Source organism: Streptomyces sp. NPDC055243 (genome assembly GCF_044544025.1).
Taxonomy (GTDB): Bacteria; Actinomycetota; Actinomycetes; order Streptomycetales; family Streptomycetaceae; genus Streptomyces.
Map to the genome: position 1 here is coordinate 1 of NZ_JBITWR010000034.1, position 13904 is coordinate 13904.

Annotated in this window: 15 protein-coding genes and 1 pseudogene; 2 read left to right on the forward strand and 14 right to left on the reverse strand. The window is 69.2% G+C overall.

What is annotated here, in order from left to right; translation table 11 throughout:
• The 3 genes and pseudogenes from ACIGXX_RS43815 to ACIGXX_RS43825 all read right to left on the reverse strand — a co-directional run.
• Window positions 1-81 (reverse strand): annotated as a pseudogene (locus tag ACIGXX_RS43815) (electron transfer flavoprotein subunit beta); the annotation flags it as partial.
• A 230-nt stretch (window positions 82-311) separates the two neighbouring features.
• A complete protein-coding gene (locus ACIGXX_RS43820) occupies window positions 312-821 on the reverse strand; it encodes a flavin reductase family protein (RefSeq protein WP_351171446.1) in 510 nt (169 codons plus the stop codon).
• Between the two features lie 328 nt (window positions 822-1149).
• Complete coding sequence (locus ACIGXX_RS43825) at window positions 1150-1512, reverse strand: thioredoxin family protein (protein WP_351171449.1); 363 nt, start codon at window positions 1510-1512, stop codon at window positions 1150-1152.
• Between the two features lie 200 nt (window positions 1513-1712).
• Between ACIGXX_RS43825 and ACIGXX_RS43830 the strand changes: the two genes are divergently transcribed.
• Window positions 1713-2441, forward strand: coding sequence for a lysophospholipid acyltransferase family protein (locus ACIGXX_RS43830; protein ID WP_351171452.1), 729 nt, complete (start codon window positions 1713-1715; stop codon window positions 2439-2441).
• A 37-nt stretch (window positions 2442-2478) separates the two neighbouring features.
• Here the strand turns inward: ACIGXX_RS43830 and ACIGXX_RS43835 are convergent, their stop codons facing one another.
• From ACIGXX_RS43835 to ACIGXX_RS43880, 10 genes are all read right to left on the reverse strand, one after another.
• On the reverse strand, window positions 2479-3171 hold the full coding sequence (locus ACIGXX_RS43835; RefSeq protein ID WP_399984839.1) for a B3/4 domain-containing protein: 693 nt from the start codon (window positions 3169-3171) through the stop codon (window positions 2479-2481).
• 14 nt (window positions 3172-3185) lie between these two features.
• A complete protein-coding gene (locus ACIGXX_RS43840) occupies window positions 3186-3779 on the reverse strand; it encodes a transglutaminase domain-containing protein (RefSeq protein WP_351171458.1) in 594 nt (197 codons plus the stop codon).
• Between the two features lie 97 nt (window positions 3780-3876).
• Complete coding sequence (locus ACIGXX_RS43845; protein ID WP_399984842.1) at window positions 3877-4947, reverse strand: threonine aldolase family protein; 1071 nt, start codon at window positions 4945-4947, stop codon at window positions 3877-3879.
• A gap of 29 nt (window positions 4948-4976) precedes the next feature.
• On the reverse strand, window positions 4977-5750 hold the full coding sequence (locus ACIGXX_RS43850; RefSeq protein ID WP_351171464.1) for an SDR family NAD(P)-dependent oxidoreductase: 774 nt from the start codon (window positions 5748-5750) through the stop codon (window positions 4977-4979).
• The gene (locus tag ACIGXX_RS43855; RefSeq protein WP_399984844.1) at window positions 5747-7162 is read right to left on the reverse strand and encodes a DUF6421 family protein; all 1416 of its coding nucleotides are present in this window, start codon (window positions 7160-7162) and stop codon (window positions 5747-5749) included. Before ACIGXX_RS43855 ends, ACIGXX_RS43850 begins: the two co-directional genes overlap by 4 nt.
• 81 nt (window positions 7163-7243) lie before the next feature.
• Window positions 7244-8293 (reverse strand): alpha/beta hydrolase, encoded by a 1050-nt coding sequence (locus ACIGXX_RS43860; RefSeq protein ID WP_399984846.1) that lies wholly within the window; start codon window positions 8291-8293, stop codon window positions 7244-7246.
• Between the two features lie 125 nt (window positions 8294-8418).
• Window positions 8419-9549, reverse strand: coding sequence for an LLM class flavin-dependent oxidoreductase (locus ACIGXX_RS43865; RefSeq protein WP_351171473.1), 1131 nt, complete (start codon window positions 9547-9549; stop codon window positions 8419-8421).
• 320 nt (window positions 9550-9869) lie between these two features.
• Window positions 9870-10559: a hypothetical protein gene (locus tag ACIGXX_RS43870; RefSeq protein ID WP_383825228.1), complete on the reverse strand. Its 690-nt coding sequence runs from the start codon at window positions 10557-10559 to the stop codon at window positions 9870-9872.
• 193 nt (window positions 10560-10752) lie between these two features.
• The gene (locus tag ACIGXX_RS43875; protein WP_351171479.1) at window positions 10753-11310 is read right to left on the reverse strand and encodes a TerB family tellurite resistance protein; all 558 of its coding nucleotides are present in this window, start codon (window positions 11308-11310) and stop codon (window positions 10753-10755) included.
• A 258-nt stretch (window positions 11311-11568) separates the two neighbouring features.
• Complete coding sequence (locus ACIGXX_RS43880; RefSeq protein WP_399984849.1) at window positions 11569-11715, reverse strand: hypothetical protein; 147 nt, start codon at window positions 11713-11715, stop codon at window positions 11569-11571.
• A 218-nt stretch (window positions 11716-11933) separates the two neighbouring features.
• On the opposite strand from ACIGXX_RS43880, the gene ACIGXX_RS43885 reads away from it, so the two are divergent.
• Entirely contained in the window at window positions 11934-12281 is a 348-nt protein-coding gene (locus tag ACIGXX_RS43885; RefSeq protein WP_399984851.1) for a VOC family protein, read from the forward strand.
• A 36-nt stretch (window positions 12282-12317) separates the two neighbouring features.
• Here the strand turns inward: ACIGXX_RS43885 and ACIGXX_RS43890 are convergent, their stop codons facing one another.
• Entirely contained in the window at window positions 12318-13514 is a 1197-nt protein-coding gene (locus tag ACIGXX_RS43890) for an acyl-CoA dehydrogenase family protein (RefSeq protein ID WP_399984854.1), read from the reverse strand.
• Window positions 13515-13904 lie beyond the last annotated feature (390 nt).

Consider the following 13904-nt stretch of genomic DNA (forward strand, 5'->3'; position numbering starts at 1 on the left):
GACGGTCAGGTCATCGGCGAAGTGCCGGTCGCCGGTGGCGTCAGGCACGTACTTCACGGTGACAACGATCCTCAAGCTCACGCCGGCTCTCCTACTGCATCGTCTTTACTGGGCTGCTGCCTTGCTCTGGCCACTGCCTTCTTGCAGGCAGCATAGGCGCCTGAAGGGGCGGATCCCGGTCGGGGCGGCCCGCGCTCCGACCAGAATATTACTCGCCAGTACACCTATTGCATTCCCACTAAGCAAGCGCTTTGAACTGTGACCTTCCCAACGCTCTGTAATCGGGCGTCGGGAGGGCCGTTCGGGAACTTTCAGTCGCGCAGCGCGTTGAAGCGCCCTTGGTGGTAGAGCAGCGGCCGCCCCGCTCCTGCGGGGTCCCCCACGACCGCCTCCGCGAGCACGATCCGGTGGTCACCGGCGGGCACCCGGGCGGCGACCCTGCACACCAGCCAGGCCAGCGTGCCGTCGAGCACGGGCACGCCCTGGGGCCCCTCGTACCAGCGCGTGTCGGCGCCGAAGCGGTCGGCGCCGCTGCGCGCGAAGGTCGTGGCGAGGTCGAGCTGGTGCTCGCCGAGTATGTGGACGCCGACGTGCTCGGCCTCCGCGACCGCGGGCCAGCTGGAGGCCCCCGTACCGATACCGAACGAGAGCATCGGGGGCTCGGCGGAGACCGAGACGAGCGAGGTGGCGGTGAAGCCGACGGGCCCGGCGGGCCCCTGCGCGGTGATCACGGCGACTCCCGCCGCGTGCTGCCTGAAGACGGAGCGCAGGAGGTCGGGGGAGGCGAGCTGGGGGGTGCGGAGATCGGGCGTGGCCGTCATGGACGTGTCCTTCTGCAGGAGGTACGAGCGGGTCCGTGGCTGCTCAGCAGCCCGGACAGCGCGCACTTGCATGACGGGCGAGGTCCACGTGGACGCGCTCGTAGAGAAGGAGCTCCGGAGGCATGGGAGCAGGCTGGCGATAGATGCCGGGGGCAGTCAAGTCCGTTCCGCGATGTGAAAACCGGCTCGCGGCGTCCTGGAACTGCGTCGACGCGATCTTCCGCCCCCACCTCGTCGCCATCTGCCGCCCCTGTGCCACGCCGTCCCATCCCTGTCTCGCGCCCGTGCGTTCCTGCCTCATGGCGCTCCTCCCCCGCACGCTCCGGTCTCACACGGCCTTGCCGAGGGCGGCGATCACATCGGCCTTGCGCGGCTGGCCGGTCGCGCGCCGCACGACCCGTCCGTCCGCGTCGAGCACCAGAACCGTCGGTGTCGTGAGGATGCGCAGGTCCCGTACGAGTTCGAGTTCGGCCTCGGCGTCGATCTCCACATGGGAGACACCGGGCACCATTTCGGCCACGTCCGCGAGGACGCGCCGGGTGGCCCGGCAAGGCTGGCAGAAGGCGCTGGAGAACTGCACGAGTGTGGCGCGCTCCCCCAGTTCGCGGCCCGCCCACACGCCCGGTGCCGGCTCGTCGATGCGGTCTCCCGCGTCGCGTATCCGCACGTCAGCCTCCCGCCCCTGCGTCATGATCCAACCGTCCTCGGCTTCAGCGCCCGCGCGCCCGGGAACATTCCCAACGTGACGAGAATCTCGCGCTCCCCGGGCACGATGGCTGGCCAGCCGTCCGTTCTTGGGGCACGATCTGCGCAACGCCGAAAAACCTACGGCTGCGTAACTTCCCGCCGGGAGCCCCCTCCCAAGGCAGACACGAAGGGCCCTCCCCACCCATGGCAGAGCTTGTCTACCGTCCGGTCGTCGGAGCCGCGAAAACGCTGTTCAAGGCCTGGGACCTGAAGATCGACTGCAAGGGGTCGGAGAACATCCCTCGCACCGGCGGTGCGGTCCTCGTCAGCAACCACATCAGCTATCTCGACTTCATCTTCGACGGCCTCGCCGCCCTGCCGCAGAAGCGGCTCGTGCGCTTCATGGCCAAGGAGTCGGTGTTCCGGCACAAGATCTCCGGTCCGCTGATGCGCGGGATGAAGCACATCCCCGTCGACCGCACGCAGGGCGAGGCGGCCTACCAGCACGCGCTCGACTCGCTGCGCTCCGGGGAGATCATCGGCGTCTTCCCCGAGGCGACGATCTCGCCGTCGTTCACGCTGAAGTCCTTCAAGTCCGGCGCCGCGCGCCTGGCGCAGGAGGCCGGCGTCCCGCTGATCCCGATGGCGCTCTGGGGCACGCAGCGGCTGTGGACCAAGGGGCAGCCGCGCAACTTCAAGCGCAGCCACATCCCGATCACGATCCGGGTCGGTGAGCCGGTGGAGGCCCCCAAGGACCAGTTCGCGGGCGCGATCACCCGGCGCCTGCGCGATCGCTGCCAGGAGCTGCTCGAAGCCGCGCAGCGCGCCTATCCCGTACGCCCCAAGGGCCCGGACGACACGTGGTGGATGCCGGCGCACCTCGGCGGCACCGCGCCGACTCCGGCCGAGGTGAAGGCCGCCGAGGCGAGCTGAATCGATTGGCCCGGGCGCTTTGCCCGCCCGGGTGCTTCTACGCCCCCTGCGGCGCGTGGACGGTCAGTCGCGCGCCGGGGCTGAACTTGGCGAGCAGCTCGGTCAGTTCGGCGCCCGCCGCCTCGACACCGGAGTCCGGCCCCATCCCCTCCAGCAGGAAGATGGCGTTGACCGACTCCTCGGTGAGGCGGGTGCGCGGACCCTGGCGCCAGTTCCAGCGCCGACAGGTGACGCCCTCGTCGTCGCACCAGACGACCTCGCCCGCATCCGGGTGCTCCACGGCCTGCTCGCCCGCGGCCATGGTGACGAAGTCCTCGGTGCCGGTGGCCCGCACCAGGCGCATGCCGCCCTTGATGTGGTCCAGGTCCTCGCCGCCGACCGGGATCAGGTGGGCGACGCTGATCGCGTTGTAGACGTCGACGAGGGTGTTGATCCGCGGCAGGCCGCCGTCGGCGAGGGCACGCTTGGCCAGCGCCTCGGCGGAGTTGCGGGTACGGGAGGGCTTCGCGCCGAAGGCGGTGTACGCCGCGCGCCAGGCCACCATGTGCGGGTCCTCGTGCGGGGCGCGGCCCGCAAGCCGCTCGGTGAGGCGGCGCGCGGCCTCGTCGAGCAGGGCCGAGGTCTCGTCGGTGCTGGGCGCGTTGACGAGCCCGTAGGCCTCGATGGCGACGTGGGTGAAGCCGGGCGCGATGGCGCGCACGTCGTCGGTCACGGTGATCTGGAAGGTCATCGTCTGCCTTGCGTTCAGAGTGCGTCGGGGAGGGTCTCCCACAGGTACGGCCGGTCCGGGGCACCCTTCAGGGCGCGGAGAACCGCCGCATGCGGTGCAGCATAGAGTACTGGATAGTCCACCTCACTGGACTCAACATTCACCTTGAAGGCGAGGCGCTCGCCGCCGAGCGAGAACCGGGCGTCGACGCCGGGCTTGTTCCCGCGGCAGTCCTGCCGGTGCCAGGCGCCCTGGAAGCGGACGGCGAGCAGGCCGTGCACGACGTACCCCGTCCCCGCGTCGTGCGTCAGCCGCTGATAGCAGAACGCGGTGGGGATGTCCTCGGCGCGCAGCAGCGCGGCCAGCGCGTGGGCCTTGGCGTGGCAGATGCCCGTGCCCTGCTCCAGGACGTCGGAGGCGCGCCAGGTCACGCGCGGGTCGCCGCTGTCGGCGGAGTGCGGGATGGCGTCACGCACGAAGTCGTAGGCCGCGTGAGCGTATGCGTATGAATCCGCGGCATCGGCGGCGAGGCGCGCCGCGGTCTCGCGGACGAGCGGATGATGGTGATCGACGACCTCGTCGGCGGCCAAATAAGCGGAGAGGTCGGGGGTTTCCTGGATCAGCTGCATGCCAAGGGAGCATAGAAATGCGACCGACCGTGAGTCAATGCTTTTACGGTCGATCGCATATCTATGCAGTTCTGGCGAGTGGATCAGGGCTGGTCGGTCAGCGTGCCATCTCTTCCTTGAGCGCCGCGACGAACCCGTCCACGTCCTCCTCGCGCGTGTCGAACGCGCACATCCAGCGGACGTCGCCCGCCGCCTCGTCCCAGAAGTAGAAGCGGTACTGCTTCTGCAGCCGCTCGCTCACGTCGTGTGGAAGCCGCGCGAAGACCGCGTTGGCCTGCACCGGGTAGAGGATCTCCACGCCGTGGACGGCGCGCACCCCTTCGGCCAGGCGCTGGGCCATCTCGTTCGCGTGCCGGGCGTTGCGCAGCCAGAGGTCCTTGGCCAGCAGGGCCTCCAACTGCACCGACACGAAGCGCATCTTGGAGGCGAGCTGCATGGACAGCTTGCGCAGGTGCTTCATGTGGCTGACGGCGTCCTGGTTGAGGACGACGACCGCCTCCCCGAACAGCGCGCCGTTCTTCGTGCCGCCCAGGGACAGGATGTCCACGCCGACCGCGTTCGTGAACGTCCGCATGGGGACGTCCAGGGACGCGGCGGCGTTGGATATCCGCGAACCGTCCAGGTGCACCTTCATGCCGAGCTTGTGCGCGTGATCGCATATGGCGCGGATCTCGTCGGGCGTGTAGAGCGTGCCCAGTTCGGTGTTCTGCGCGATCGAGACCACCTGCGGCATCGCCCGGTGCTCGTCGTCCCACCCGAACGCCTGCTTGTCGATCAGCTCGGGGGTGAGCTTGCCGTCGGGCGTGGGCACCGTCAGCAGTTTCAGGCCGCTCATGCGCTCGGGAGCGCCGCCCTCGTCGACGTGGATGTGCGCGGACTCGGCGCAGATCACGGCGCCCCAGCGGTCGGTGATCGCCTGGAGCGCGACGACGTTCGCCCCCGTGCCGTTGAAGACCGGGAACGCCTCGGCGGTCGGGCCGAAGTGGCCGCGGATGACCTGCTGGAGGTTGGCCGTGTAGTCGTCCTCGCCGTACGCGATCTGGTGGCCGCCGTTGGCCAGCGCGATGGCCGCGAGCACCTCGGGGTGGGCGCCCGCGTAGTTGTCGCTGGCGAACCCCCGTACATCCGGGTCGTGATGGCGGCGTGCGTCGGTCTTCGGAGGGTTCACGGCTTCTCTGTCACGGGGGTCGCGAGCGGTCACGGCTTCTCGGTCAGCCACAGGCGGGTTCCGTTCACTTCTGCGGCGGGCCGCTCCCAGACCCCGGCGATGGCCTCGGCCAGCTCCGTGACGTCCGTGAAGCCCGCGAACTTCGCGTTGGGCCGCTCCGCGCGCATCGCGTCGTGCACCAGCGCCTTGACCACCAGGATGGCAGCCGCCGTCCTCGGGCCCTGCTCGCCCCCCGCCTTGCGGAAGGCATCGCCCAGGGCGAGGGTCCAGGCCTCGGCGGCGGCCTTCGACGCGGAGTACGCCGCGTTGCCCGCCGTGGGCTTGGAGGCGCCGGCCGCGCTGATCAGGAGATAGCGGCCGCGGTCGCTGCGCTGCAGGCCGTCCTGGAAGGCGAGCGAGGTGTGCTGCACGGTGCGGATCAGGAGCTTTTCCAGCAGGTCCCAGTCGGCGAGGTCGGTCTCGGCGAAGGTGGCGCTGCCGCGCCAGCCGCCCACGAGGTGGACCAGGCCGTCGATCCGCCCGAACTCCTTCTCCGTGCGGGTGGCCCACTCCCGGGTCGCGTCCAGGTCCAGGAGATCGACCGTGTCGCCTATGACGGTGGCCCCGCCGTGCGCGTACCGCGCCGCGTCCACGGCCTCCGCGAGGCGCGCCACGTCGGCGTCGGACGCCACGACCGTGGCACCTGCCTCCGCGAGCCTCAGCAGCGTGGCACGGCCTGCCGGACCGCCGGCCCCCGCGACCGCGACCACGGCTCCATCGAGTGCGGACATCGTCCTCGCCTCCTTGGTGGTGCGGTCGTTCATGCGGCGACCTGCTGGGCGCCCGCCGCGGTGATCCCCTTGGTCTCGGCGATCACGTGCTTGAGCTTCTTGGAGAGCGCCTCATAGAACATGCTGAGCGGAAACTCGTCAGGAAGCACGTCGTCGACCAGTTTTCGGGGCGGAAGCTGCACATCCAGCGCGTCGGGGCCCTTGGCCCAGCGCGATCCGGGGTGCGGGGCGAGGTACTGGGACACCAGGTCGTACGCGGCGAACCAGTGCACGAGCTTGGGGCGGTCGATGCCCGCGCGGTAGAGCTCCTCGATCTCGGCGCACAGCTGGTTGGTGACCTGCGGCGCACGCTCCCAGTCGATCTTGAGCTTGTTGTCGGTCCAGCGGACTACGTCGTGCTTGTGCAGGTACGCGAAGAGCAGCTGGCCGCCGAGCCCGTCGTAGTTCTTGACGCGGTCGCCGGTGACCGGGAAGCGGAACATCCGGTCGAAGAGGACCGCGTACTGCACGTCACGCGCCTGCGGGATGCCCTCGGCCTCCAGCTTCACGGCCTCCTTGAAGGCGGTGAGGTCGCAGCGCAGCTCCTCAAGGCCATACATCCAGAACGGCTGCCGCTGCTTGATCATGAAGGGGTCGAAGGGCAGGTCGCCGTGGCTGTGGGTGCGGTCGTGGACCATGTCCCACAGGACGAACGCCTGCTGGCAGCGGTCCTGGTCGCCGATCATCTCGCGGATGTCGTCGGGCAGTTCGAGCCCGAGGATGTCGACGGAGGCCTCGGTGACGCGGCGGAAGCGGGCCGCCTCGCGGTCGCAGAAGATGCCGCCCCAGCTGAAGCGCTCGGGGGCCTCGCGCACGGCGATGGTCTCGGGGAAGAGCACGGCCGAGTTCGTGTCGTACCCGGCGGTGAAGTCCTCGAAGGTGATGCCGCAGAACAGCGGGTTGTCGTAGCGCGTGCGCTCGAGCTCGGCCAGCCAGTCCGGCCAGACCATGCGCAGCACGACCGCTTCGAAGTTGCGGTCCGGATTGCCGTTCTGCGTGTACATCGGGAAGACCACGAGGTGCTGCAGACCGTCCTCGCGGTGCGCCGCGGGCTGGAAGGCCAGCAGCGAGTCGAGGAAGTCCGGCACCTTGAAGCCGTTGTCCGCCCAGCGCCGCAGGTCCGCGCCGAGCGCCTGGTGGTACGCGGCGTCGTGCGGCAGGAGCGGGGCGAGCTGGTCGATCGCGGATATCACGCGGTCGACGGCGAGTTCGGCCACGGACTTCGCCGGGGCACCCTCCGCGTCGAAGTCGATCGAGCCGTCCGCGGACTGCCACGGGCGGATCTCTTCCACGGCGTCCTTGAGCATCGGCCAAGCCGGGTGCTCCACGACCCTTCCCATGGGGGCACCCCCACTCGCGGGAGGAACCGCCTCCTCCGTAACCCTCTGCACAAGAATTTCCGTCACTTGTCAACCTCCACGGGAGAACCTCGCGTATGGACACCGTATGCGTGCAAGGTTCTCCACCACAAGAGGAGGCTCGGGAAATTATCCTGTGACACCCCCAACATCACCGCTAATTTTCCTGCCGGATACCGTCGCGGCGATCGCTTCTGCCACATCTGCCACCGCGGCCCGCGCATCCTCCAGGAGCCGCGGGAAGCCCAGGAAGCCGTGGAACATCTCCGGATAGTGCCTCCGCGTCACCGGAACCCCCGCCCGGCGCAGCTCGACCGCGTACGCGGCGCCCTCGTCGCACAGCGGATCGCAGCCGGCGGTGACGAGGTGCGCGGGCGGCAGCCCCGCGAGATCCGCGCGCAGCGGCGAGGCGTAGGGATCCGCACCGTCGCCGTCGGGCCCCAGATACTGCTCCCAGAACCAGCGCATGTGCGCGGCGGTGAGGAAGTATCCGGACGCGTTCGACGTATACGAGCCGCTCCCCTGCCCCGCGTCGAGCACGGGGTAGATCAACAACTGGAGTGCGACGGCGGGCCCTTCGCGATCCCGCGCCATCAGGGCCGCGACGGTGGCGAGCCCGCCCCCGCTGCTGTCCCCGGCCGTCACCACGGCCCCCGGCTCCCCGCCGAGCGCGCCCGCCCGGGTCTCGCCCGCGGCCCAGCACAGGGCGGCGTACGCATCCTCGGTCGCGGCGGGAAAACGATGCTCGGGGGCGAGGCGATAGGCGACGGAGACCACGACGGCACGGGCCTCGGCGCAGAGGGTACGGGCCGTGGAGTCGTGGGTGTCGAGGCCGCAGAGGGTGTAGCCGCCGCCGTGGAAGAAGACGACGGTGGGGCGGGGATGAGGGCGAGGGTGGGGGCGGGAGTGGGGGCGGGAGTGGCTGGTGACGTCGGGCCAGTAGATGCGTACGGGCAGGCCGGGGTCACCGACGGGTCCGGGGATGACCCGATCTTCGACCACCCCCACGGCCGGTGTCGCTTTCCCGCTGCCGGATGCGGGAGCGGCGGCGAGGATGCGGCGGGCTTCGGCGGCGTCGGTGACGGTGCCGCCGAGGTCGGGAAAGGCGGCGCTGAGGGCATCGACGAGGGGGCGGGCGCCGGGGGCGAGACGGTCACTGTCCGCGTCATCGGCCGTCACGGGGTCATCACCCCACCTCCTGGGCACGGAAGTACGGGATGACCTTCTCGCCCCACTGCCTCGAGGGACTGCGGGCATCGGGGGCAAGACGGTCACTGTCCGCGTCATCGGCCGTCACGGCGCCATCACCCCACCTCCTGGGCACGGAAGTACGGGATGACCTTCTCGCCCCACTGCCGCAGGGTCTCCATGCAGGCATCCTGCGGGACGGTGCCCATCTGGATGAGGCACATGATCTCGTCGGCCCCGGCATCGCGAAGCCGCTCGACATAGGCGATCGCGTCGTCGGCGGTCCCATAGGCATGATCGGCATTGAAGGTGGCGGTGGAGGTGGGCCGCACCGGGATGTTGTGCTCGTGCAGCCGCGCGACGACCTGCTCGGCGGCCTCGCGCATCGCGACAGCCTCATCGGCGCCTTCGACCACGGCCTCGTCGGGGATGCCTGCTCCGCCGTACCAGTGTCCGATGGACTGCGCGAAGAACCGCTGCCCGCGGATGCCGATGCGCTGGGCCGCGTCCCGGTCGTCGAGCACGATGGTCGGGCAGAGCACGGAGAAGTGGTCGTTGACGACGCTGGACACGAAGCGGGCATCGCCGCGGCCGGCGATCGCAGCGTCGTACGCCGCACGCATCTCGGCGATGGACTCCGGCCCCGCGAAGCCCATCACCAGGGCACCGATGCCGAGTTCGGCGGCCTGCGTCAGGGTCTCGGTCCGGCTACAGGCGAGGAAGAGCGGGGGGTGGGGGGTCTGGCGGGGCCGCGGCAGGATGGGATGCGGATCGATGTCGAGCAACGCCCCGTGGTGCTCCAACTCCTCCCTCTCCCAGGCCTTCCCGATGATCTGCAGGGCTTCCTCGACCTCCTGGGTCGTACGATCCTTGTCGACGCCGCAGAGTGAGGTCTCCTGGAGCGTTCCGCCCCGCCCCGCCCCGAGGTCGAGCCGCCCGCCGGACAGCAGGTCGAGCATGGCGGCACGCTCGGCGACCCGCGCGGGGTGGTTGAACCGGAACGGCATACAGACCACGCCGTGCCCGATACGGATGGTGCTGGTGCGCGCGGCGACCCAGGTCAGGAAGATCTCGGGGGCGCTCATGTGGGCGTACCACTTGAGGGAGTGGTGCTCGACCGCCCATACGCGGTCGAATCCCATCTGCTCGGCCAGGACGGCCTGTTCGACGCTGTCGCGGATGAGTTGATGCTCGCGCTCGACGGTGGGGTCGGCGAGCTGAGCTTCGAATATGACGGAGAACTTCACGTGCCCTCCAGGGGGTTGAGCCGCTGCGGCGGGGTCGCCCTTGTTTCGATTAGCCATATGACTAGTCGTCAGATGTCGAAGTCGCAAGGGCTTGTGCGCAGGGATCTCCCGGAACGAGGGTCGGGCGCCTGGCGGGTTGCGGGTTGGTGATCAGTGGCGGGCGCCGCCCGACCGGAGCCCATGGACGCGAGGGCCAGGCCCCTGCCGACCGGCTCGGCGCCTGGCTGGGTTCGCTGGATCACACCCAGCTCCCTGCGGCGCTTCCCGCAGGGATGACGGCACGGAGAACACGATCGTCATGGCCTGGGAGAACACGATCGTCATGGCCTGCCGGTGCGCTTCGGGCGCCAGTCCGCCTCGGACCAGCCGTACTCCGCGAAGTCGTCGGGGACCTCCCCACAAGGGGCGTAGACACTGATGAACAGAGTCGTGGTCGAGTCGTTCCACCGCACGTCGACCTGGTCGCCGCTTTCCGGGTCTTCGAATCGGAAGCCCAACTCGCGCAGGGCGGCCCCTGCGCGGTCGCCATCGTGGGTGTGCTTCCATCCCTGCTTCACCAGCCGCTGACGCACACGCTGTTGTGCGTCCCGTGCGGTGGCCTCGGGGACGTGGGGCACGCTCCAGTCGAGTCCGAAGCTACGGACGTCGCTGTGTGCCTCGTCAATGTGGGCGAAACCCCTCAGCCCTCGGTAGTAGCAGGCGCCGGTAGCGATCTTGCCCGGGGCCGCGGCGTACTTCCGGGATTTCTTGTATTTCCCGGATTTCTCGGGTACCTCGGGTATCTCGGGCAGGGCGAAGTCGTCGTACACCTCGTCGGACCGGTCCTTGAGTCGTTGCGCGACCGCGTCGGGGTCGACCGACGGGTACGGCTCGCCGTTCCACACCTTCCCCACCTGCCCCACCACCAAGTTGCCCACGACGGCGACAGCGACTGCCAGCGCCAGCCCTGCGACGGCATGGGGGATGGGCCGCCCGAAGGCCCGGACTCTTCGTACAGGGGTCTTGAACATGCAGGTGACGGTAGGCGTCAGCGTGGTGCGGCACATGAGTAGCAGTACCCAAGCAGTACCCAGGTGAGTTCTGGGCGCCTACGGGACACTCACGGCACGGCCTGCAGTCTGTGCAGTGGGGCCCGCACCTTGAGGTGCGGGCCCCACTGCACAGCTGCATGCCCGGGTCATCCGGGCATGGTGGTCTCGACCGTCAGAGGCCGAACTCCTGCGGCGAGACGCCGAGTGCCGCGCACGCCTCGCGCAGGACCTGCTCCTCGGCCGGGGCGATGTACCCGTCCGCGCCCGCGACGACGAAGCCGGTCTGGATGACCGCCTTGGCCTCCATCGGCTTCTTCGACGCCTTGGCGATCTCCTGCATGGCCTCGGTCTTGCCCTGCTGGAAGTTGAACGTCAGCTGGTCGACGTGCTTGTTGAAACGCTGCTGCAGCTGCTCGGGCGGGAAGTTCTTCAGGACGTCGTTCTGCAGGATCAGTGACTCCACGTGCTGCCGCTCGGCCGGGTCGACCGAGCCGTCGGCGGCCGCGACCAGGGCGCACATGGCCATGCTGGCGTCGCGGTAGGCGCCGCTCTTGAGCTCCGTCTTGAGCGAGGCGAGTTGCGACTTGAGCACGCCCACGAGCTGAGCCTTCGACCCCCCTCCGGACCCCGACCCCGACCCCGGACGTCCCTGACCGCCGGAGCTCCGTGCCCCCTGGGACTGCTGCTGCAGACCCTTGGCCTGGTCCTTGATCCGGTCCCACATCGCCATCCGTGCCACCTCTGCTACCAGTTCGCTCGTCCGCGCGCGTTCCACGCGTCCTTCTGGCAACGCCTCCCCACCGCCCGAAGTTCCGCGCCCGGCTGCTCTGAAGAGTGACGCAGACGCGGAACCTCAACACGAACGGGTACGGGCCTTGCGCGAGCCGGTGGAGGGCCGTGCTGTCGCTCTCCGCACCCGCCAGTTCGAGGTCGTCGGCAGGTGTGTTCACGTGTTGCCTCGACGCGGCTGCCGATCCGCTGAAACCCTCTACAGGGTCAGGAGCAGGTCGAACATGTCTTTGCCGAAGAGCGAGCCGTGCAGGTCGCCCGTGACCTGGGTGCCGTTGATCGCCACCGTGGGCGTGCCGGGGCCGCGGGGGTCGTCTCCGCCCGTCGCCTCGAACCCCTCGACCACCGGGCAGCGCGGATCCTCGTACAGCCGGACCGCGGTCGGCGCGGCCGGGTCTCCGCATCACCACCCCTTGATCGCGCAGACTCTAAGCGCTCAAGGTCACGGTCCGCACCGCGATTTCGGCCGTCGGCCGTCGGCCGTGTGTGTTGCGAGGCGTGCGGAGCGGCGCCCCGGAGAGAATCGGGGACGCACCTGCCCTCATCTGCCGACAGGAGTCGCCGATGTCCATCCGCCGGGCCATGCCCGACATCCGAACCGAGGCCATGGAGGAGAGCCGGGACTTCTACGGACTCCTGGGTTTCGAGGAGGTCATGAACCTCGGCTGGGTCATGACGCTCGGCTCCCCCTCCAACCCCACCGCCCAAGTCACCTTCATGAGCCACGACAAGAGCGCTCCCGTCGTGCCCGACATGACTGTGGAGGTGGACGACGTGGACGCGGTCTACGCAGCGGTGCGCGAGAGTGGCGCGGAGATCGTGCACCCCCTGCAGGACGAGGAGTGGGGAGTGCGCCGGTTCTTCGTACGTGATCCCAATGGGCAGGTCGTCAATGTGGTGAGCCATCGGTGACCTCGACGCCGGCACTCCGTCGTTCTACGCGGCGCTTCACGCGTCGAGGCCGCCCCTCTTCACCAACTGGCTCGCGATGACGTTGCGTTGGATCTCGTTCGTGCCCTCGCCGACGATCATCAGCGGGGCGTCACGGAAGTAGCGTTCTACGTCGAACTCGGTGGAGTAGCCGTAACCGCCGTGGATCCGGACGGCGTTGAGCGCGATCTGCATGGCGGTCTCGGAAGCGAAGAGCTTGGCCATGCCCGCCTCCATGTCCACGCGACGGCCCGCGTCCGCCTCCTGGGCGGCGTACAGGGTGAGCTGGCGTGCGGCGGTCAGCGATGTGGCCATGTCGGCCAGGTAGTTGCCGATCGACTGGTGCTTCCAGATCGGCTCGCCGAAGGTCTCGCGCTCCTGGGCGTAGGCCACGGAGTCCTCGAACGCGGCCCGGCCGACCCCGAGTGCGCGCGCTGCGACCTGGAGCCGTCCGGTCTCCAACCCCTTCATCATCTGCGCGAAGCCCTTTCCCTCGACCCCGCCCAGTACGGCGTCGGACGGCGCCCGGTAGTCGTCGAACGACAGCTCGCAGCTCTCCACACCCTTGTAGCCGAGCTTGGGCAGGTCGCGCGAGACCGTCAGGCCGGGGCCGTGCTCGACCAGCAGGATCGAGATGCCCTTGTGGGCGGGGGTGGCGGCCGGGTCGGTCTTGCACATCAGGGCGATCAGGCCGGACCGGCGGGAGTTGGTGATCCAGGTCTTCGCCCCGTTGATCACGTATCCGCCCGCGTCCCCGTCCCCATCGATGTACGTGCCCGTGGACTTGCGGGCGTACGTGCGCATCGCCTGGAGGTCCGAACCGCCGCCCGGCTCGGTCAGCGCCATGGTCGCCCGGATCTCGCCGGTGGCCATCTTGGGCAGATAGCGGCGCTTCTGCTCCTCCGTACCGAAGTGGAGCAGCAGCTTCGCTACCACGGTGTGGCCGCCCATCGCACCGGCCAGGCTCATCCAGCCGCGGGAGAGCTCCTCGGTGACGAGGACGTAGCAGGGCGTGGAGACCGGGGTGCCGCCGAACTCCTCGGGGACGGCGAGGCCGAAGATGCCGAGCCGCTTCATCTGCTCGATCAGGGCTTCGGGGTAGGTGTCGGCGTGCTCCAGCTCCTGGACGACCGGCTTCACCTCCTTGTCGACGAAGTCCCGCACCGTGCTGACGACGGACTGCTCGTCCTCGGACAGGATGTCGAGAGTGCTCATGCTGTGACGCTCCTCGATGAGTGGCAGGGTTGTGGCGAGTGGCAGGGTTGTGCGAGTGGCATGGCTGTGTCGCAAAGGTCCTGGTGAAGCCCTGCTGAGGCCTCTGGAACCGCACTTCAGGCGACGGGCTCGCGGATGCATCACCCTGACCTTCCTGGCCACACTCCTCGTACGGGAACCCTCCCGCGACTCCCTCCCGGAAGAGCCGACCCAGGCGCCCGCAGCCCAGGCCCAGCCAGCTACGGCTACGGCTACGGCTACGGCTACGACGACGGCCCAGCTGCCCTGACCATGTCCCCCCCATTACCGTTTTCGTAGCCCCGCAACGGGGTTACCGGCCTTCGGAGTTGGCATGACTACCTCCCCTTGTCGAGGACATGGCCTGGGGGG